Origin of the sequence: Flavobacterium sp. SLB02 (assembly GCF_009664855.1) — a bacterium.
Taxonomy (GTDB): Bacteria; Bacteroidota; Bacteroidia; order Flavobacteriales; family Flavobacteriaceae; genus Flavobacterium.
In genome coordinates this window covers 163772-184522 of the sequence record NZ_CP045928.1, presented here as the reverse complement: position 1 = coordinate 184522, position 20751 = coordinate 163772, and the positions used below count along the sequence as shown (strand labels likewise).

General features: G+C 33.3%; 18 protein-coding genes. 12 read left to right on the top strand and 6 right to left on the bottom strand.

The window, feature by feature from the left end; translation table 11 throughout:
• Window positions 1–17 precede the first annotated feature (17 nt).
• The 3 genes from GIY83_RS00820 to GIY83_RS00810 form a co-directional block, all read right to left on the bottom strand.
• Window positions 18–641 carry a hypothetical protein gene (locus tag GIY83_RS00820; protein ID WP_194618372.1) on the bottom strand — a complete coding sequence of 208 codons (624 nt, stop codon included), beginning with the start codon at window positions 639–641 and terminating at the stop codon, window positions 18–20.
• A 50-nt stretch (window positions 642–691) separates the two neighbouring features.
• Window positions 692–1099, bottom strand: coding sequence for a DUF2141 domain-containing protein (locus GIY83_RS00815; protein ID WP_194618370.1), 408 nt, complete (start codon window positions 1097–1099; stop codon window positions 692–694).
• Window positions 1100–1468: 369 nt separating this feature from the next.
• Window positions 1469–3634, bottom strand: a complete 2166-nt coding sequence (locus GIY83_RS00810) for a TonB-dependent receptor (RefSeq protein WP_208684111.1) — start codon at window positions 3632–3634, stop codon at window positions 1469–1471.
• Between the two features lie 146 nt (window positions 3635–3780).
• On the opposite strand from GIY83_RS00810, the gene GIY83_RS00805 reads away from it, so the two are divergent.
• The 10 genes from GIY83_RS00805 (at window position 3781) to GIY83_RS00760 (ending at window position 11522) form a co-directional block, all read left to right on the top strand.
• A complete protein-coding gene (locus GIY83_RS00805) occupies window positions 3781–4509 on the top strand; it encodes a carbon-nitrogen hydrolase family protein (RefSeq protein WP_194618366.1) in 729 nt (242 codons plus the stop codon).
• A gap of 79 nt (window positions 4510–4588) precedes the next feature.
• Complete coding sequence (locus GIY83_RS00800) at window positions 4589–5047, top strand: DinB family protein (protein WP_194618365.1); 459 nt, start codon at window positions 4589–4591, stop codon at window positions 5045–5047.
• A gap of 278 nt (window positions 5048–5325) precedes the next feature.
• Window positions 5326–5784 carry a YciI family protein gene (locus GIY83_RS00795; RefSeq protein WP_194618364.1) on the top strand — a complete coding sequence of 153 codons (459 nt, stop codon included), beginning with the start codon at window positions 5326–5328 and terminating at the stop codon, window positions 5782–5784.
• Between the two features lie 9 nt (window positions 5785–5793).
• A complete protein-coding gene (locus GIY83_RS00790; protein ID WP_194618363.1) occupies window positions 5794–6366 on the top strand; it encodes a sugar O-acetyltransferase in 573 nt (190 codons plus the stop codon).
• On the top strand, window positions 6367–6756 hold the full coding sequence (locus GIY83_RS00785; RefSeq protein ID WP_194618362.1) for a VOC family protein: 390 nt from the start codon (window positions 6367–6369) through the stop codon (window positions 6754–6756). It abuts the gene before it with no gap.
• A 492-nt stretch (window positions 6757–7248) separates the two neighbouring features.
• A complete protein-coding gene (locus GIY83_RS00780; RefSeq protein ID WP_208684109.1) occupies window positions 7249–8529 on the top strand; it encodes a chloride channel protein in 1281 nt (426 codons plus the stop codon).
• Window positions 8530–8610: 81 nt separating this feature from the next.
• On the top strand, window positions 8611–9210 hold the full coding sequence (locus tag GIY83_RS00775; RefSeq protein WP_194618360.1) for an HPP family protein: 600 nt from the start codon (window positions 8611–8613) through the stop codon (window positions 9208–9210).
• A 207-nt stretch (window positions 9211–9417) separates the two neighbouring features.
• Entirely contained in the window at window positions 9418–9957 is a 540-nt protein-coding gene (locus tag GIY83_RS00770) for a hypothetical protein (RefSeq protein WP_072963653.1), read from the top strand.
• Window positions 9958–10096: 139 nt separating this feature from the next.
• Window positions 10097–10417: a four helix bundle protein gene (locus GIY83_RS00765; RefSeq protein WP_208684107.1), complete on the top strand. Its 321-nt coding sequence runs from the start codon at window positions 10097–10099 to the stop codon at window positions 10415–10417.
• 46 nt (window positions 10418–10463) lie between these two features.
• Window positions 10464–11522: a nucleoid-associated protein gene (locus GIY83_RS00760; RefSeq protein WP_055095663.1), complete on the top strand. Its 1059-nt coding sequence runs from the start codon at window positions 10464–10466 to the stop codon at window positions 11520–11522.
• A gap of 90 nt (window positions 11523–11612) precedes the next feature.
• Here GIY83_RS00760 and GIY83_RS00755 read toward each other — a convergent pair whose 3' ends face one another.
• A complete protein-coding gene (locus GIY83_RS00755; protein WP_208684105.1) occupies window positions 11613–12194 on the bottom strand; it encodes a TetR/AcrR family transcriptional regulator in 582 nt (193 codons plus the stop codon).
• A gap of 70 nt (window positions 12195–12264) precedes the next feature.
• The gene (locus tag GIY83_RS00750; RefSeq protein ID WP_208684104.1) at window positions 12265–13017 is read right to left on the bottom strand and encodes a glucose 1-dehydrogenase; all 753 of its coding nucleotides are present in this window, start codon (window positions 13015–13017) and stop codon (window positions 12265–12267) included.
• Window positions 13018–13245: 228 nt separating this feature from the next.
• Between GIY83_RS00750 and GIY83_RS00745 the strand changes: the two genes are divergently transcribed.
• Entirely contained in the window at window positions 13246–15615 is a 2370-nt protein-coding gene (locus tag GIY83_RS00745) for a GAF domain-containing protein (protein WP_208684102.1), read from the top strand.
• 117 nt (window positions 15616–15732) lie between these two features.
• Here GIY83_RS00745 and GIY83_RS00740 read toward each other — a convergent pair whose 3' ends face one another.
• On the bottom strand, window positions 15733–16911 hold the full coding sequence (locus GIY83_RS00740) for a Pycsar system effector family protein (protein ID WP_208684100.1): 1179 nt from the start codon (window positions 16909–16911) through the stop codon (window positions 15733–15735).
• Between the two features lie 28 nt (window positions 16912–16939).
• Here GIY83_RS00740 and GIY83_RS00735 point away from each other — a divergent pair, with 28 nt between their 5' ends.
• Window positions 16940–20674, top strand: a complete 3735-nt coding sequence (locus GIY83_RS00735; RefSeq protein WP_208684098.1) for a metallophosphoesterase — start codon at window positions 16940–16942, stop codon at window positions 20672–20674.
• The last annotated feature ends 77 nt before the right edge of the window (window positions 20675–20751 follow it).

Here is a 20751-nt window from a genome sequence, read left to right as displayed (position 1 = left end):
ATCAGCTTAAATTAATTTTATTTTTTACAATTCTTTTGAGTTTCTAAAGCTCTTTCTAATCCCCATTTTGGCGAAAAAGGAGTTTCTGGTTTAAAAGTAGCAAAAAGTTCAACAGCTTTATCAACTTGTGCACAAAGAGGTTTTGTATCAACTCCTGTCCATTTTGCGCCACCTAACTGGTAATCAGCCTCACCAAAAACAATTCGCGGATTGTTTGGATCTATGGCTTTTCCTTTTGCGTAAGCTTCCATCACTTTAGCCGAATATTTCATTCCGTTTGTCATTGGGTCTGCTACTACCCAGGCCGTATAGATTAGAGCCTGCATGGCATATAATTCGGCATTGTTTTGATCTTTTATCAATTCAACATCCAATGCGTCTTGTGCTTTTGTCAGCAACAAATCTATTTTTGTTTTATCTTTTTCAGAAAACGCCGATATAGTATTGATTAAAGAGATATAATAATTAGGCAGATAACTTGTTTTTTCTGCTGCAGCAATTCTTTCGAACAATGCCGAAGCTTCTGTATTTTTTCCTTCTTTCCAAAGCCCTAACGCTTTTCCCATTCCTTGTTCAAACTGTGTTTGTGCAGAACTTATTGTTACTACGAATAATGCGATTAAAGTGATGATTTTTTTCATTTTATAAGTAATTAAAATGGTTGTTTTTATTTTGTTTTGTTAGTTATTATTTATAATGTAATTTCAATTTTTGAATCTTTCGCAATGACAAATTTAGCATCTTTATAAGCCGGAGGTCCCATAAATCCTTTTGCATTGTTTGAAGCTGCATAATCTTCAGAAGGAATTCCCATCATATTTTTATCCAGTTTTCCGTTATTGTTTTCATCGTGATACGTTGAAATTGCATATTCTCCTGCCGGAATATTGTCGAATTTTACAACTGCTTTGTTGTTTTTAATTTCAGACCCAACACTTTTATAGGTTGTTTTAAGAAAGGTCCCATCTGAGTTGTACAAACCTACTTTAACAGTTCCTGCATTATTTTTTAAACCCGAAACAGAAACAGTCAGTTTTACATTTTGAGCAGATATCAGACTGCAGATAAATAATGTGATTAAGGTAATAATTTTGGTCATGATTTCTTTTTTTTTTAGTTACTAAGATGCTAAGGTTCTGAGATTCTAAGTTTTGTTGATGATTAAAACTCTTCTTTTTAAGTATTAAGGTTTTAAGGAGATAAGCTTCTTTTTTCTTAGTGTCTTAGAGGCTTAGTCGCTTATTATTTTATACTTCAAAAGTATATTGATTTTTAATGCTTTAAAATTAAATAATACTGAGTTGTTGATTTTGATGACTGAATTGTTTTTTTTAAAGGTGCAAAGGTTCAGAGTAGCAAAGGGACAAAGGTTTTAAGTTTGCATCCGTTTTTTAATTCTAAAGCTTGTTAAGTACTTGCATTTTTTTTCAAATCCAAGCTCGACAAACCTTTGTCACTTTGAACCTTCCTAAAGATTCTTCAATTGATTCTCATTTTTATTATCACTAATCGTCCAGAAGAAACCTACGAAAAAGAATCGGTCTGCGGTTGGTACAACGGCTTGTCTGTTATAAACTCCGTTAGGGTCCGGTAATTTTGCGTAGTCGTAACCAAAAACATTTTGGGTTCCTAATACATTCGAAACCGAGAAATACAGGATTTTTTGTGTTGTTAGTAAATACGCCCAGTTAAAACTCAAACTATTATATGACTTTGTTTTCCCGTTCATGAATTGTGTTTGGTTGGGATCGTTATAAGGTCTTCCTGAACTATAACTGTTGGTGAAACCTATTTGCGATTTCCAATCGGTGATAAAATATTTGGTTACGATGGATAAACTGTGATTTGCCACAAAATTTGGAGTTGCCATCATTGGAAAATTCTTGTATTGTCTCTCTGAATCGATATAAGAATACGAAATCCAATATTCTAAGTTTTTATACAAATTACTGTCTCTCCAAAATAAATCCAATCCTTTTGCATAACCCGAACCATTGTTATTGAAAACCGAATTGTACTGAATATCTCTCGTATTATACTGAACCAAATTGCTGTAATCTTTGTAATATGCTTCTGCCCTGAAAGTTTGCCCTGGTTTTGTAAACTGATAATTCAAAATATAATGTCTCGCTTTTTCACTTTCGAACTGATGGTATTTTGAATATTTAATATAATCAACAACAGGAGTTTGAGAAAAATCTCCGTAAGCAAATGAAAACTGACTGTTTTTAGAAACTTTATAAGCGATTGAAGCTCTTGGCGCTATATTGGTCTCGTCAAGCAAACTATTATTCGAAAGCCTGAAACCTACTTTCATCGCCAGGTTTTTCGAGAACAAAATATCCCCTTCGGTATAAAGAGCAGCGATATTTGAGTCGTAACCATTGGCTGTTTTTATCGAAATGTTATCATCAAAATTTTCATTGTATCTGGTCATAAAATAATCGGCTCCAAAAGACAATTTAAAATAGTTGGAAATGTTTTTTCTTAATTTCAACTTCAGCTGTGCTGCATTTTCGTTACTGTCAACATCATTGATGTCATATTTGACTTTGTTTTTGCTATACCCGTAACTAATTCCTGATGTTAGCTGCCAGCCCGTTCCAAAATCTCCTTTGTAAGAGGCATTCAAATAAAAATTATTATTGTTTAAATCGGTTCTGATGGGGTCAACGAAGTTTACATTCTTCTGATTCAAATCAAATTTTTCAGCATCAAAAGCGGCGTATAATTTAAAAATACCTCTTTCAAAATGATATCGGTAAACCGCTTCACCTCCCAAAGACTGATAAGGATTATTCCAATCTACATTCTGAGGAATTACCGCCTGATAAGGTGCCAGGTTTATATAATTGGTATTAATACTAAAAGAACTTTTTTTCCATTTTTGCGTATTTCCAACTCCTAAACCTACGGTCATTAAAGCAATATCTGTTTTATTCTGGTCCGGTTCATCTTGCGTATTCAATAATAAAACACTTGATAAAGCTTCTCCATATTCGGCAGAATATCCTCCGGTAGAAAAAGCAATTCCGCTAAACAAAAAAGGCGAAAACCTGCTGCGGGTTGGTAAATTATTTGTTGTTGCGCCATAAGGCTGTGCTACACGAAGTCCATCTACAAAAGTCTGAGTTTCGCTGGCTTCTCCTCCACGTACAAACAAACGTCCGTCTTCTCCAACAGTTTGAGTTCCCGGCAAGGTTTGCAAAGCGGCAATAATATTTCCCGCAGAACCTGCTGTGGTTACAATATCTAAAGGTTTTAGGACCGAAACTCTTGCTTTGTCTCCTGATTCTAATGTTCCGGCAGTAATTACAACAGCGTCAAGTGCATTTACGTTTTCTCTAAGTTTTACGGTTTGATCTTTATAGTTGGCAACATCAATTTCTTTTTTGAAAGTATCGTACAATAAAAAACTTATTACTAAAGTCTTATTTCCTGTTTCTGATGTTTCAAACGAAAAATCTCCTGTTTCAGAACTTGTAGCTCCGTCATAAGTTCCGTCGATATAAATATTAGCTCCCGGAACAGGTTTTCCTTTTTGATCTAATACTTTACCCGAAATAGTATTTTGGGCAAAAATAAAACAGGTAAAAAATAAAAAGCTAATGGTAAAAAGTAATTTGGTTGTCATGGTATTTTGTTTTTGATGGTGCAAATATATTTTAACAGTTTTTGTTAAAAAATATTAAATAACCCAATTGTAGAATTTCGAGGATGAGTTGTAAAATACTTATTTGTATCTTAGCTATTAGTTCTTCGTCTTTAATAAAACTCCAAATGAACATAGGAATCGCACAAATAAAACCTTTTAAAGGAGATATTTCAGCTAACATAAAAAAACACATAAAATTTATAGAACTTGCTTCCTCATTAAATGCAACTTCGATTTTTTTTCCTGAACTTTCATTAACTGGTTACGAACCCGAATTGGCCAAAGATCTTGCAACTCATCAAGATGATAATCGATTTGATTATTTTGAGAAAACTAGTACTCTTAAGAATATCACTATTGGAGTTGGGATTCCATTAAAAACCGAAAATGGAATACGAATTAGTATGCTTATATTTCGACCAAACCAAGAAAGACTTTCCTATTCAAAACAACAACTTCACGAAGATGAATTTCCCTATTTTGAAAATGGAAATGAACAAGTTATAATCCAAATTGAGAATCAAAAAATTATTCCTGCTATTTGTTATGAAAGCCTACAAACAGAACATGCCGAAAAAGCAAACAAACTTGGAGGGGATATATATCTGGCCAGTGTTGCCAAATCACAAAACGGAATACATAAAGCTTTTAAACATTATCCTGAAATTGCTAAAAAATACACCATTCCGGTTCTAATGTCCAATTGTATTGGAGAATGTGATAATTTTGTAAGTGTTGGGTTTAGTTCGATTTGGACAAAAGAAGGAAAATTAGCGGAACAACTTGACAACAAAAATGAAGGTATACTAGTTTTTAATACTGAGACTGAAAAAGTTGTAAAACAGATTATCTAGAAATTGATTTTATATCTTTGATAATCACTAAGACCGAAAGTTTAATTTTTTTAAATAAAACAAATAAACCATAGCAGTTATGTCAGAAAGCAAAAGAGTTTCGAATTTATATCAATCCATTTATAATGGACATCCATGGCTGGAGGTTACTTTGGCACATACTTTAGAAAATGTAACGGCTGAGCAGGCTTACAGAAAAATAAATCCAAAATTAAATACGATTTGGGAAATTGTCAATCATTTAATTCAATGGAGAAGAAATATTTTAAGACGTGTGCAGGGCGAAATTGTTACAACTCCTGATCATAATTATTTCGTTCCTATTTTGGATTCATCTGAAGCTTCATGGGAACAATCACTACAAAGTCTCGCTAAATCTCAGGAATTATGGAGTGCCTTTTTGAGTGATTTTGATGATGCTGGCTTTGATAAAATAGATCCAAATAACAATCATAATTTTTATGAAGATATTCATGGTATTATTCAGCATGATATTTATCATTTAGGACAGATTGTTATTTTGAAGAAGTTATTATAGTAGATAATTTTGTGCAACCTTGTGATTCCGATTTCTGTGATAAAACCTTTTTTTAGGAGCTAATCCCGAGCCTGAAAGTGCACTGGCGAAGCAATCCGTTTTCAATCTTTTGTGGCTCCCGATAGCTATCGGGACGCCACAAAAGGATTTACACTTTTATTGGGTCTAGAACAATCCTTTTCATAACAATATTTTCGTATAGTTTGCCATTCCGAATGAGGAATGAAAATTGGGAGTTATTTAAAATACAAAACATCTTTTTCTAAATAAACATTCAAATGAAAAAATCAGGACTGTTACTCGCATTTTTATTTATAAATGTTATCGGATTTTCTCAGGAAACTGAAATGAAATTCGATGAAAATCTGGCAAAATCACTGAAAGCCGATGAATACGGTATGAAGAAATATATATTTTGTCTTTTAAAATCAGGAACCCATACAAGCGCATCAAAAGAAGAAAGCAAAAAATTATTCGAAGGTCATATGGCGAACATCAACAAACTAGCCCAGGAAGGAAAACTGGTTGTTGCCGGACCATTTATGAAAAATGACAGAAATTACAGAGGCATATATATTTTTAATGTAGAAACCGTCGAAGAAGCAAAAGCACTTGTTGCCACAGATCCGGCAATAAAAGCCAATTTGCTCGAAGCCGAATTAACACCCTGGTATGCGACGGCTGCTTTGCAGGAAACATTAAAAATTCATGAAAAGATTGCTAAGAAAAAAATATAATTACATTTTATGAAGACTGAGAAAGAAAAAATGATTGGCGGAGAATACTACCTTGCAGGAGATCCTGTTTTAGTAAAAGAACGCCGAAAGGCTAAAAATCTACTTCACCGTTTAAACGTAACTGAATATCGCCTGACAAAAAAAGCAAAACTAATTTTAGAGGAGTTAATTCCTAATGTAGGTAAGAGTTTCTACATAGAACCTCCATTTCATTGTGATTACGGTTACAATATTTCTTGTGGTGACAACGTTTATTTTAATGTAAATTGTGTTGTTTTAGATTGTGCGCCCGTAAATATTGGATCGAATGTGTTTTTTGCACCAAACGTTCAAATTTATACTGCCACTCATCCGCTTGATGCCGAATTAAGAAAAACACTCGAAAATGCATTACCCATTTCTATTGGTGATGATTGCTGGATTGGCGGAAATTCTGTTATTTGTCCGGGAGTAACTATTGGCAAAGGATGTGTTATTGGAGCCGGATCTGTAGTGACCAAAGACATTCCGGCCAATTCATTGGCTGTTGGAAATCCGGCCAAAATAATTCGAAAATTAAATCAAGAACCTGAATCTAAATAAATGCTTACCTTAAATAAAGTTCATCATATCGCCATTTTATGTTCCGATTATCAAAAATCTAAAACTTTCTATACCGAAGTTTTGGGATTAATGATTATTAGAGAAATCTATCGCGAAGAACGTCAATCGTATAAACTTGATCTGGCCTTAAATGGCATTTATGTCATAGAATTATTTTCTTTTCCAAATCCGCCGCAACGTCCTTCCCGACCTGAAGCTGTTGGTTTGCGTCATTTGGCTTTTGAAGTAATTAATCTGGAAGAAACAATTGCTTTTTTGAATACTAAGAATATCGAATCAGAACCTATTCGAATTGATGAAACAACCAATAAGCGATTTACTTTTATCGCCGATCCTGATTTGTTGCCTATTGAGTTTTATGAAAGATAAGTTTAAAATAATCTCGCAAAGGCGCGAAGACGCTAAGTTTTTCATATTTTGATTCAACGTTATTTGAATAGCTTCCTGCTTTAGCTGGATGTGTAAATAAACAAAAGCAAAAAGGCTTTAGCCGAACAAATAAAATTTGGCTAAAGCCTTTTCTATATAAAATAATGTATCTCTAGCTAAAGCTGGAGGCTATTCAAATTGTTATGGAAATCTCGCGCAAAGAGTCGTAGAGTAGCAAAGAAAATTAACTTAACAACTTTGCGACTCTGCGACTCTGCGACTTTGCGAGATTTGTTTACCAATTTTTACTTATCAATTGATTAAAAAAACTTAGAGTCTTTGTGCCTTTGTGGCCAATCCCGTAAGCGAAAGAAAATTCTTAAAACGAGAACTTTAACACAATATAATGACTGATTTTTATTAAAAACCGACTTTGATTCTCTAATTTTGTAATCCGCATAAAAAAAATGCGATTGAAAAAATCCACAACTGATGAACAAAACGGCGAAAATCAAAAAAAATCATCAATTTATTGTCTTCCAAAAATTAGTTATTGTTTCTGTTTTAATTGGCTTTCTTTCGGCCTTTTTAGGAATATCACTAAAAAAAATTACAGAATATTACGAAGAAATCTTCTTTCATGAAGTCTCCGTAAACCCGATTTTTTATATCATTTTCCCCGTCTTCGGATTATCTGTTATTTATTTTCTAAGACAATATTTATTCAATAAAAAAGAAAATAAAGGCATCAAAGAAGTTTTTGAAAGCACCAAATCAACTTCAAAAAATTTACCTTCATATAAAATACCCTCTCACTTTATAAACGGATTACTAACTGTCGCTTTTGGAGGTTCAACGGGAATCGAAGTTTCAACCGTAGTTGCCACCGCTACAATTGGATCTGTTGCACAACAAAAAGAAAATGTATTTCGCAAATACAAAACCGAATTGATTTGTGCGGGAGTTGCAGCTGGTGTTACGGCATTATTCAGCAGTCCAATTGCAGGGATTTTATTTGCTCTCGAAGTAATTTCCAGAAAAGTGACCCGAGCTTTTGTGATTTCGAACATCATTGCGGTTTCAGTGGCTTTTGGATTATTAACGATATTAAAAGAAGAACCTTTATTTGCTGTTTCTATTACAACCTGGCATCTAAAAGCGATTCCGTATTTTATCCTTTTAGGAATTTTAGCCGGAATAAATTCAGTTTATCTAACCCGTTGCGTTTTATTTTTTAAATCTCAATTCGGAAGAATCGATACACATTATTATAAAATCTTAATTGGTTCTGTGGTTTTAAGCGTTTCACTTTTTATTTTTCCTCAATTGTATGGAGAAGGTTATCACGCTATAAAAGGTATTGTTGGCAACTCAGCCGAAATTACCTTAACCCTTACTTTGGCTTTTACTTTTGTTGGAGTTTTACTTCTAAAACCTATCGTGACTTCTATAACATTAGCTTCGGGAGGAGACGGAGGCGTGTTTGCTCCAAGTCTTTTTATTGGTGCTTTTCTGGGATTATTATTAGCATCTATATTAAACACGTTTTTTCAGGTTCATGTACTTCCGGTTAACTTTATGATCATCGGGATGGCAGCAGTTTTAAGCGCCAGTATTCATGCCCCTTTTACCGCCATATTTTTAGTATGCGGACTAACAAACGATTATACTTTGTTTTTACCAATTATGGTGGTTTGCTTAATTTCAAAGTACACGGCAAAAATGATTTATCCCTATACGGTATACTCTTATACTCCAAGTCTAATAAAATAAATTATCAAATACTGATTGCACAGGTTTTTAACATCGCTTAAATCTGTGATAAAATAATACCACAAAAAATATTTAGCAAATATGCCCACTCCAAAAATTAAAAGAAGCTATCGCAAAACCCGTTACATTCTTTACAAGGAAACTCTAATCGATTTTAAGGAACACTTTTGGTCTTTTTTAGGTTCGTTCGTAGGAATTGGAATTTTGGCTTATGTACAGTCAATTCACTTTTCAGGAAATGATGCTGTGTATTTAATTGGTTCTTTTGGCGCTTCGAGTGTATTGGTTTACGGAATTATTCAAAGTCCGTTCTCACAGCCCCGAAATTTAGTTGGAGGTCACGTAATTTCTGCCTTTATTGGTGTTACAGTTCACAAATTAGCTCCAGACATTATCTGGGTTGCTGCTCCTTTGGCCGTTTCGCTTGCCATAATTTCTATGCAAATTACAAAAACACTTCATCCTCCCGGAGGCGCAACTGCTTTAATTGCTGTTATTGGCACAGAAAAAGTAAAAGCGTTAGGATATATGTATGTGATTTCACCTGTTTTAGTTGGAACTTTGATTTTACTTTTAACGGCTTTGATTTTTAATAATATGACTTCAAGCAGAAGTTATCCTACTCATAGTACTTATCATAAGCATTATCACAAAATTAGAAAACGATTGGTTGGGAGATAGTTTTTTTTTTGAAACACGGTTGTCATCCTGAGTTTAGTGAGACTTGAGGAGAGGACTTGCCAATTGGAATGGGCTTCGACTCCGCTCAGCCTGACAGATCTATTTCGCTCAATCTGACAAATAAAAATCTTTTCAACAAATCTCAATTCCTAATTCATAAATCCTTTTTTATATTTTACCTTTGACCTCTCAATAAAAACAAAGATTATGGTTTATAAATTTAGAGTAATTCTAGACGCCGAAGAAGATATTTTTAGAGACATTGCAATTCTTGAAGATGATACTCTTGAAGATTTACACAATGCTATCTTCAACGCTTTTGGTTTTGACGGAATGGAAGTAGCTTCGTTTTATACCTGCGATGAAACTTGGAATCAGGAAGATGAAATTGCACTTTTTGATACTGGCGACGTTCCGGGAGAACAAAGAACCATGAGCGATTATAAATTATCTGATCTCTTAGATGAGCAAAATACTAAAATTATCTACGTATATGATTTCATCAATATGTGGACATTCTTAGTTGAATTGGCCGCTATCGAAGATCAAATTGCAGGAGTTCCTTACCCGGAAACTTTATTCTCTCACGGAGAAATGCCTGATGAAGCCATAGAAAAAAGCTTTGAAGCCGATATGCACGACGATATCTACGGAGAATTTGAAGATGATCTCGACGAAGACGATCTAGACATGTTCGAAGGAGACGATAGCTTTGAAGATTTTGGATTTGAGGAAAATTGGAATTAAAGAAAGAGGTTCAAAGGTTCAGAGGTTTTCTTTAAAACCTGCGGTTTTAAAAAGTAATAAAATTCTTATTTTTACATTTATTTTTTTTAATGTACTAATGATGAATACTTTTCGAGACCTTTTAATCTGGTAAAAATCGATGAACATAGTAACTGAAATTTACCAATTAACAAATTCATTTCCAAAAGAAGAATTTTATGGACTATCTTCACAAATCAGAAGATGTTCAGTATCAATACCCAGCAATATTGCGGAAGGTTATGGCAGAGACGGAAATAATGATTATCTGAGATTTTTAAATATTTCAATGTCATCGTTATTCGAGATGCAAACCCAACTTGAAATCTCATTCAATTTAAAATTTTTAAGCGAGAATCAATTTAATAAAATAAATGGAGAAAGCAGAGAACTAGAGCGCATGTTAATTGCCTTTATTCGAAAGATAAAAGACAGAAACTAAACCTTTGTGCCTTTGAACCTTTGCCACTCTGAACCTAAATAGAAACATGATCAACTTATTCAACACCCACATCGAGACGCTTGCGATACACCGCGTAGGAAACAAAAGCAGAAACGAAGCGATTTTTTTATCGGAACAACCATTTAATCTAAATGATGAAATTGTGCCTTTGATAAAAGAGTACTTTTTTAAGCCTTTTAGAGAGAAAGAAGAAAACTATTATCAGTTTGCGCACGAAGTCGATTTGGATTACAACGACATGTTTAAGTATGCTACGGAGATTTTTGATAATCCGAATAACTTGCAGGAGATTTCTAAAAGAATCACCACGCATTTATTCGAGCAATCAAATCATCCGCACATTAAAAACGGAGAAGTTTACGTAACGTATTTAACAAACTTAAGTATCGATAATAATGTTGTTGATGCGATCGGAATTTTTAAAAGTGAGTTACAAGCTGACTTTTTACAGTTTGAAGAAAAAAACAGTAACCTTGAGATGATCTTGCAGCAAGGTATCAACCTAAGCAAATTAGACAAAGGTTGTTTGATTTTTAATTATAAAAAAGAAGAAGGATATAAAATTCTAACTGTTGACAGTAACCGTTATGATGCGCGTTACTGGTTAGAGCACTTTTTATCTGTTGATGCTTTTGAAGATGAAAACTTCATCACTAAAAAATACTTGAAATTCTGTCAAAACTTCGCAAAAGATGTTGTTTTGCCAGCAGAAGACAAAAAAGAAGAAGTAATGTTTATGAACAGATCTGTGAATTATTTTGCTAAAAATGATCAGTTCGAAGAACAAAACTTTTTGAATGAAGTATTAGACAATCCTGACTTGATTCCTGAATTCAAAAATTATAAAGTTGATAAAGGAGAAAAATACAGCATCGAAGATGTAACCTCATTCCCTATTGCCAACGCAGCAGTTTCTGACGCTAGAAAATCGATTAAAAACGTTATTAACCTGGATACCCATATTCAGATTAAGATGGATTTTATCAACCCTGAAAGCGCTGAAAAATTTGTTGAAAAAGGCTGGGATGAAGAAAAACAAATGTATTACTACTTAGTTTATTTCAATAAAGAAGAAAAAAGCTAAGAGTCATTCATTTTCTATTACTTACTTAAAACAAAAAACGGCAACTACATTCGTAATTGCCGTTTTTTTATTTAAGGTTTCTCAAAGTCATTACAAAATCGATAACATTGCTTTTATAATATCATCGTACACTTGTTTATCTCTTTCGCCGGTACGTGCCAAAACCCTGATTCCTGAATAATTATTAAAAGTAAACCGGGCTAAAACTTTCGCACTGTTTGCTTTTGAAATATGTCCTGAATCCTGACCTTTCTGTATGGCAGTTGTAAAAACTTCTTCCATTATCTGGCTGTTATTTTTTACAATTTTGGCAATCTCTTCATCATGCATCGCTAATTCTACCGAAGAGTTTACCATAAAACAACCTTTTGTAATCCGGTCTTCTAAACTCTCGATAACAGCTTGTTTGAAAATGTCGTGTAAAGTCTCTTTGATATTTTCTGATTGATCAAAAAGCTCGACGATCTGGTTTTGTGCATTTTTTTGATAGCGCTGCAACGATTGAGCAAAAAGCTTTTGCTTATCGCCAAAGGTGTCATACAAACTAGAGCGGCTTAAACCCAAATGTGTCACCAAATCCTGGGCCGATGTTCCGTTATAACCTTTGTGCCAAAAAATTTCGATGGCTTTGTCTAAAGCCTGATCTTCATTAAATTCTTTTGTTCTAGCCATGATTTTTTCAATTAACATTACAAAGGTATAAAAAACGGAACAATCGTTCCTGAATTTGTGTAAAAAAAAATTATACTACAGCATTAACGGTAAGTCCACCATCAACAACAATTTCAGTTCCGGTAATAAACGATGCATCATCTGAAGCCAGAAAACTCACCGTTTTTGCAATTTCTGAAGCCTGCCCAAAACGTTTCAATAAAATTTTCTCTCCTAAAACGGCTCCAAAACCTTCCACTTCTGCTTTTTCTAAACCTAGTTTTCCGTACAATGGAGTTTCAACAGGACCTGGAGAAACTGCGTTTACTCTAATTTTTCTTGGCGCTAATTCCGTAGCAAATACTTTATTTAAAGATAATACTGCTGCTTTGCTTGCTGCATAAACACTGGAATTTGGCATACCAACATGAGCATTAATCGAAGTATTAAAAATAATAGAACCTCCATCATTTAAGATTGGTAATACTTTTTGAACGGTAAAATAAACCCCTTTTACATTTACATTCATAATACTGTCATAATGCGCTTCTGAAGCTGATTCTACCGGAGCAAAAGAAGCTGTTCCTGCGTTTAAAAATAAAATATCAACTTTTCCAAATTGAGCTTTTACCTGCTCTACCAAACTATCAATCGATTTTAGATCGGATTGATCTGAAACAATTCCGGTAACATTCAATTCTTTTTCGGCTTGAGCCAAAGCTTCTTTGTTTCTTCCTGTTACAATTACTTTTGCACCTTTTGCTACTAAATCAGCTGCAGCTGCGTACCCAATTCCGCTATTTCCACCAGTTACAATGGCTACTTTGTTTTCTAAATTTTTCATTTTTATTATTTTTAAAATTATTGATTATTTAATTATTATTGTACAAAGATATAATAACGGAACGATCATTCCGTTATTAATAAAGTTAATATTTAGTTAAAATAAAAAACCACTCTAAAAACACTGATTTTCAGACAGTAAAATCTATGAAACAATAGACGAAAGAAATAATATAATAGCAAAGATTCTTAATTTTTGCTTAATTTTGTACTCTAAAAACAAATTAACATGGATATTCAATTATTCAACGAAAGTCCCTTTAAAACCATAATTTCATTTCATAAACTAATTGAATCTTTTGAAGAAATTGCTTTATCGAATGTAGATTACCGAGCCAACTACGCCAAAGCCATATTGAAAGAAATAGAACCTATTCCCGAATTTAGAACCGGGATTCAGGATTTTTCTATCATTAAAAACAATGAAGCTTTAATCAAAAATTTATTAGCAGATTTATTCCCAACTGCTTTAACCCAAAACGAAATAAAGGCGGTTACAATTCCGTTTCAAAATATATCATTTAACTATACTGATCGTTTCAAGAAAATTTTACGTAATGCCGGTGACGAATTTTATATGGAGATTCGTGATTTTGATGATCATCAATTTTACATTAATAATTGCTGCTTGATTTTAAACAATTATTACAATCAGAAAATAGATTTTAATAAACCTTTTTTCTACGACATTCCGGATGAAGATGGAGTCGAAAAACATTATCGCATTTTATACAATGCCGATTTTATGGAAATAATTCCAACTGAAAACGCTGTAGAACTGACTCAGGACGATATCGATCTTTTATTTGATAATTATAACGATCTGGAGCTTTGGAAATCAAAATTCCCTAAAGGAAGCTGGATTTTAAAAGGTTTTGGAATTGTTTCTTTATTTGATGCGACAACAGAAAGTGCCATTTCTAATTTAAAAAGTAATTTACTTAAGCCTGATTCAAAAACCGTTGCAACAGATGAAATTGTTACAAACATTTTTAAATCTATATTTAAAATTCCGGATTTAAGAGTAGGTTTTATTATTTACAATCCTGAAGAAGAAAAATTTATCAGGCCGGCAAAATTAGACAATCAGCTCAAAAGCTTTTTACTTGCAAAAGATCAGGAAGTCGATTGTAAAAATGCTTTTTTTGGATGTTCTTTTGAAAATTTATTAGACAACAAAGAGCCTTTTGTTATTTCTAATGTTAAAAAATTCATCGAGGAATCATCTAATAAAAAACTTGGGGAACATTTATTAAGACAAGGGATTCAGAGTTGTGTTTTTGCTCCTGTTATAAAGAACGATCATTTACTGGGTGTTATTGAATTAGTTTCCGGAAATGCCAGAGAAATTAATAGTGTAAATGCAACCAAACTAGAGTTAGTCCTACCCTATTTAACGGATACGATTGATCGCTATAATACGGATATGCAACATCAGGTTGAGGCCATTATTCAGCGTGAATACACTACTATTCATCCAAGTGTTTACTGGAAATTCAAGAAAGAATCCCAAAATTATTTTCAGAATAACAATCCTATAAAAGATTATATTTTTAAAGAAATTGTCTTTAAAAATGTTTATCCGCTGTACGGTCAAATCGATATTAAAGGTTCTTCTGAGCACAGAAATGAAACAGTTAAAACAGATTTGAAAAGCCAGCTTACTACGCTTCTGGAAATTTTTGACAATCAAAAACCAAATGCAAATCTGGTACTTTTGGAACAAAGAAAATTTGAATTGGAATCACTTCGCAACGAGCTTGATTTTCCGCTAAAAGCAGATACAGAACAACAAATTCAACGTTATATTGAAGAAGAGATACATCCTATTTTAAAAAATACAAAAGGAAATGCCATCAACGAAAAATTAGAAGAGATATATTTTGAGACTCTTGATGAAAAAACGGGATTATTTTATCAGGAAAGAAAGAAATTTGACAATGCGATGTCTATTATCAACAAAAAACTGGCATCGGTTTTAGATAAAAAACAAATCGAAGCGCAACAAATTTATCCCCATTATTACGAGCGTTTTAAAACCGACGGTGTTGAGCATAATTTATATATTGGTGCATCAATTTCGCCAACCAAACCTTTTGATATTATGTATTTGCACAATTTACGTTTGTGGCAATTACAAACTTTGTGCGAAATGGAACTGGAACATCATCAGCTAAAAGAATCTTTACCGTATGAACTCGACGTAACTTCGCTGATTTTAGTATTTAGTGCGCCGCTTTCTATCCGTTTTAGAATGGATGAAAAACGTTTTGATGTTGACGGAACGTACAATGCAAGATACGAAGTGGTTAAAAAACGTATCGATAAATCGAACATTAAGGGCACAAAAGAGCGTATTACAGAGAAAGAAAAAATTACAATTGTATATTCTCAAAACAGCGAAGAAGCGGAGTATTTAAAATATATCAAATATTTGCAGCACAAGAAAATCTTAGAACCATCAATTGAACAATTTGAAGTCGAAGATCTTCAGGGAGTTTCCGGTCTAAGAGCGATTCGTGTAAAAGTGATTAATAACAGTACAAATCCGGTGGCTCAAAAAATTACCTATCAGGATTTATTAGATGAGCTTAATTAATTATTGAATACATAGTTAGGCCGCGCATTTTTGTCATCCTGAGAAACGAGAGATGACAAGATTGATGTTATATACTAAGCTTTGTCAAAGTTTAAAACTTTGACAAAGCTTTTTTAATTAAATTGATTTAAAAGCGATTACAAAAGCAACAACAGTTACAATGATACCAATCATGAAAAAGTTGTAAGCAATGCGCAACAAGTTGTATTTACGCTGCAAAACCAATCCCAGGTAATACAAATCTTTGATCATGTTCGAATAGAGATAATCACGATCTTTCATCATTTCATTCATTGCCCAGTCGTATTCTTCTAAAGGCATCTTATAGAAATTCCCAAAAAACAACAGATTAATCTTTTTGTTCTCGATATCTTCTCTGGTAAAAACTCCTGAAGTAACTTTTGGTCTGGTCGAAAGAATCGCAAAAATTATCGTAATAACGCTTGACATCAGCATTATAAAAGTTGGAATCACTAAATGTGCATTCTTCGGGCTGTCTAATTTTGGAATAATCGACGAAAGTGCAATCGAAATAATAATTGCATTTACAGACAATAAAATATTGGCTTTACTATCGGCAATTCCGCTTAAACGCGTGTGATTTCCTAAAGTAACACGAAACAAAGTATCGACACCACGATCCGGTTTTTCGATTTTATCTTTCTTTTTAATTTCTTCTTCTATTTTATCAGCTTCTTTCTTTTTTTGTTTTTCAAATCTCTTCTGAACAAGGAGTAAATTTTTTTCTTTTAGAGGCTGCCATTTTCTAAGTGCATAATCGGTATAAAAACGATGTTTGTTCATTAAAAAATTCAAATTTTCTTTTGCCCATTCGACATTAGAAAAATCCAGTTTCCAGGTATTTTTTAGTTCAATTCGCAACAATTCGCAGGTTGTTTCATACTCTGCTCCAACTAGATGCGAAAAATCTGCGTCTTTAATTATTTTTTCTAAATGTGTTTTGGGAACATATTCTTTTACGGTAGCCATAATCAAATTAGAAACACTCGCTATAAATTCATCAGATTGTCCTTTTTCTTTCAAAAAAGCTGTAGCAATTTTCACACTTTCCTGTTCATGATTTTCATAACCATCAATATAACCTGTATCATGAAACCAGGCAGCCACCAAAAGTATTTCTTTATCATCACTACTCACGTCTTCCTTTTTGCATAGCTCTTTAACAGCATTTACTACGGTGAAAGTATGGTTAAAATTATGATAAGAATATAGATTAGAAAGTTTATCTTTGAGTAAATTACTGACGAAATCTTCTGATTGTTCTACTAGATTCATGGAGAATTGTTTTATATACCACTAAATTATGAAATTGTTTTTGGATAATCATTTTATTACTAAAATTAAAAACCGGTCTTTGGCAATAGTTGTATTGCTACTGGTCTATTCCTGTGCGACACATAAAGCGCAATATGGAAAAAATGTTAGTGCTAACGAAACGGAAAACGCAACTGATACTATAAAAATTGCACACACAATTTATTTAGTTGGAGATGCCGGAAATGCAGATGAGGAACAGGCACAACAAACGCTTGAATTATTGCATCAAAAATTGAAAAAATCGAATAAAAAAGCAACCTTACTTTTTTTAGGAGATAATATTTATCCTAAAGGTTTTCCCAGCGATGATAATGCCGCAGAGAAAGCTTTGGCCGAAACAAAATTGACCAACCAACTAAAACTTACTAAAGGTTTTAAAGGAAAAACAATTGTTATTCCGGGTAATCACGATTGGTATAATGGTATAAAAGGTCTGGAACGCCAGGCGAATTTTGTAACGAAATATTTAAATGACAAAAAGGCTTTTTTGCCTAGAAAAGGGTGCGCGATCGAAGATGTAAAAATTGACAGTACTACGACACTAATTACTGTTGACAGTGAATGGTTTCTGGAAAACTGGGATAATCACCCTACTATTAATGACGATTGCGACATTAAAACGAGAGAAGATTTTTTTGATCAGTTAGAAAATATCTTAAATAAAAATCAGGAAAAAACAGTTGTTCTTGCTATTCACCATCCTTTGATGAGCAACGGAACTCACGGCGGGCAATTTTCTTTAGAAAAACAATTATTCCCACTAGAACAAAAAATACCATTGCCTATAATTGGTTCTTTTATCAACTTGTTACGTAAAACATCCGGAGCAAGTCCGCAGGATATTCAAAACAAGCAATATACTATTTATGCAAAACGAATTAAAACCCTTTTGCAAAAACAGAAAAACGTAATTGTAGTTTCCGGACACGATCATAATCTTCAGTATGTTAACAAAGAAAATATTCAGCAAATTATTAGCGGTGCAGGATCAAAATCTGAAGCGGCAAGAGCGATAAATCCTAATGAATTCTCTTATGGCGGAAATGGTTACGCCACCTTAACTTTGTTTAAAAGCGGTGATGCTAAAGTTTCGTTTTTTGGAAATGAAAACAATAAAGAAAAATTACTTTTTGAACATGAAATTATAAAGGCAAAAGAAATTAATTGGGCAGCAACGGTTGATAATAAGTTTCCCGCCACTGTTACCACTTCTATTTATTCTGATAAAATGACCAAAAAGAGTATTTTTCATAAATTCTTATTCGGAAATCATTACAGAAAGTATTACAGCTTGCCAATAGAAGCTAAAACAGCTACTTTAGATACTTTAATGGGCGGTCTGAAACCTATTCGCGAAGGCGGAGGACATCAATCTGTATCGTTAAGAGTGTCTGATCCCAAAGGAAGAGAATATGTAATGCGTGCCCTGAAAAAAAGTGCCACCGTATTTTTGCAGTCAGTAGCTTTTAAAGATCAATATGTGGTTAATGATTTTGAAGATACATATGCAGAGAACTTCTTATTTGATTTCTACACCACTTCTCATCCTTATACTACATTTGCCATTGGCAGTATGGCAGACCAGATTGGTTTACCGCATACCAATCCAGTTCTATATTATATTCCAAAACAAAACGGTTTAAAAGAGTTTAACTCGAACTTTGGAGATCAGCTTTATATGGTCGAAGAAAGACCAGCTGATAATCATTTGGATGCTAAAAATTTTGGTAATCCAACTGATATTATTAGTACTGAGGATATGATGAAAAATCTTCATAAAGACGAAAAATACAGCGTTGATGAAGATGCTTATATGAAAGCGCGTTTGTTTGATATGCTTATTGGCGATTGGGACAGACATAGTGATCAATGGCGTTGGGCAGAGCATAAAAAAGGCAATAAAGTGCTTTATGAGCCAATTCCTCGTGACCGTGATCAGGCTTTTGTAAAATACGACGGAACTTTACTTTCTCTTTTAATGAATATTCCTGCACTTCGCCATATGCGAACTTTCAAAAATAAAATTGATAATGTAAAGTGGCTTAACAGAGAACCTTACCCTATGGATTTAGCATTTTTAAGAACTGCTGAAGAAAAGGACTGGATCGCTCAGGCCAAATATATTCAGGAAAATTTATCGGATAGTGATATCGATAAAGCTTTTAAAAACTTACCAAAAGAAGTTCAGGACGCAACGATTGAAGACATCAAGAAAAAATTAAAAAACAGAAAGAAAGATCTTCAAAAATATGCTTCGGAGTATTTTGATGTTTTAAGCCATACGGTAATGATTGCCGGAACAGATAAAAAAGACAAATTCGTTATTAATCATAATGCTAAAAAAAGCATCGAAATTCAGGTTTTTAGAGTTAAAAAAGAAGGCGATGAATTAGTTTACACGAAAACGGTAACGGATTCTAAAACTAAAAATCTTTGGATTTATGGTTTAGATGATAATGATGTTTTTGAGGTAAAAGGAAATCAGAAATCAAACATTAAAATTCGTTTGATTGGCGGTCAGAACAATGACACGTACAACATCGAAAACGGTAAAAAAGTAATTGTGTATGATTTTAAATCTAAAGAGAACACCTATAATCTGGATGCTAAAACAAGAACACAACTAACAGATGATTACGATGTGAACTTATACAATTACGAAAAACCTAAATACAATGTGGTATCCGGTCTGCCAAACATTGGTTTTAATCCTGATGATGGTGTAAAAGTGGGTATTAATTTAAATTATACGGTAAACAATTTCAAACAGAATCCGTATACGCAACGACACGTATTAAATGCTTTTTATTATTTTGCAACAGGAGGTTTAGAGTTTAATTATGTAGCGCATTTTCCTGGTTTGTTAGGTAAATGGGTTATTGATGTTGAATCGCAATATACAACTCCAAACTTTGCAGTAAACTATTTTGGATACGGAAATGAATCGGTAAATAATACTGAAGAATTTGGAATGGATTACAATAGGGTTCGTATTCAGAAATTTAATCTTTACGGAGCTATTAGACACGTTGGCAGATACGGAAGTGAGTTTAGTATTCAGCCCATGTTACAACAAATGAGAGTTGAAGAAACAGATAACAGATACATTGATACTCCAAATATCATTAACCCAATTGTTTTTGATAGTCAGGTTTATGGTGGTGCAAAAATTAAATATCTATTTAAAAATGCTGATTTTGCTGCAAAACCTACTTTAGGTGTTGCTTTTATGGCTTCGGCAACATGGCTTTCTAACTTAGATAACACGAAACAAAATTTTCCTACCATTGAAAGTTTCTTAGGATTTACTCATAAAATCGATCACAACGGAAATTTAGTATTAGCTACAATTTTAAAAGGAAAAGCGATTCTAAACAACAATTACGAATTTTATCAAGGCGCTACTTTAGGTGGAGATACTGATTTACGCGGTTATAGAAATGAGCGCTTTCTAGGAAGTTCTTATTTCTCTCAAAGCACAGATTTACGATTAAGCATTGGTAAAATCCGAAAAACAATTGCTCCTTTAACTTATGGAATTCTGGGTGGTTTTGATTACGGAAGAGTTTGGCTTGATGGTGAAAATTCAAGAAAATGGCATCAGGATTATGGTGGAGGAATCTGGATGAACGCCATAAATGTTTTAACTGCGAGAGTTTCTTATTTTAAATCTCCTGACGAAGAAGGAAGGGTTATTTTTGGAGCGGCATATAGCTTTTAGGAAAGGTTCAAAGTTGCAAAGGGACAAAGGGACAAAGGGACAAAGGGACAAAGGGACAAAGGGACAAAGCCACGAAT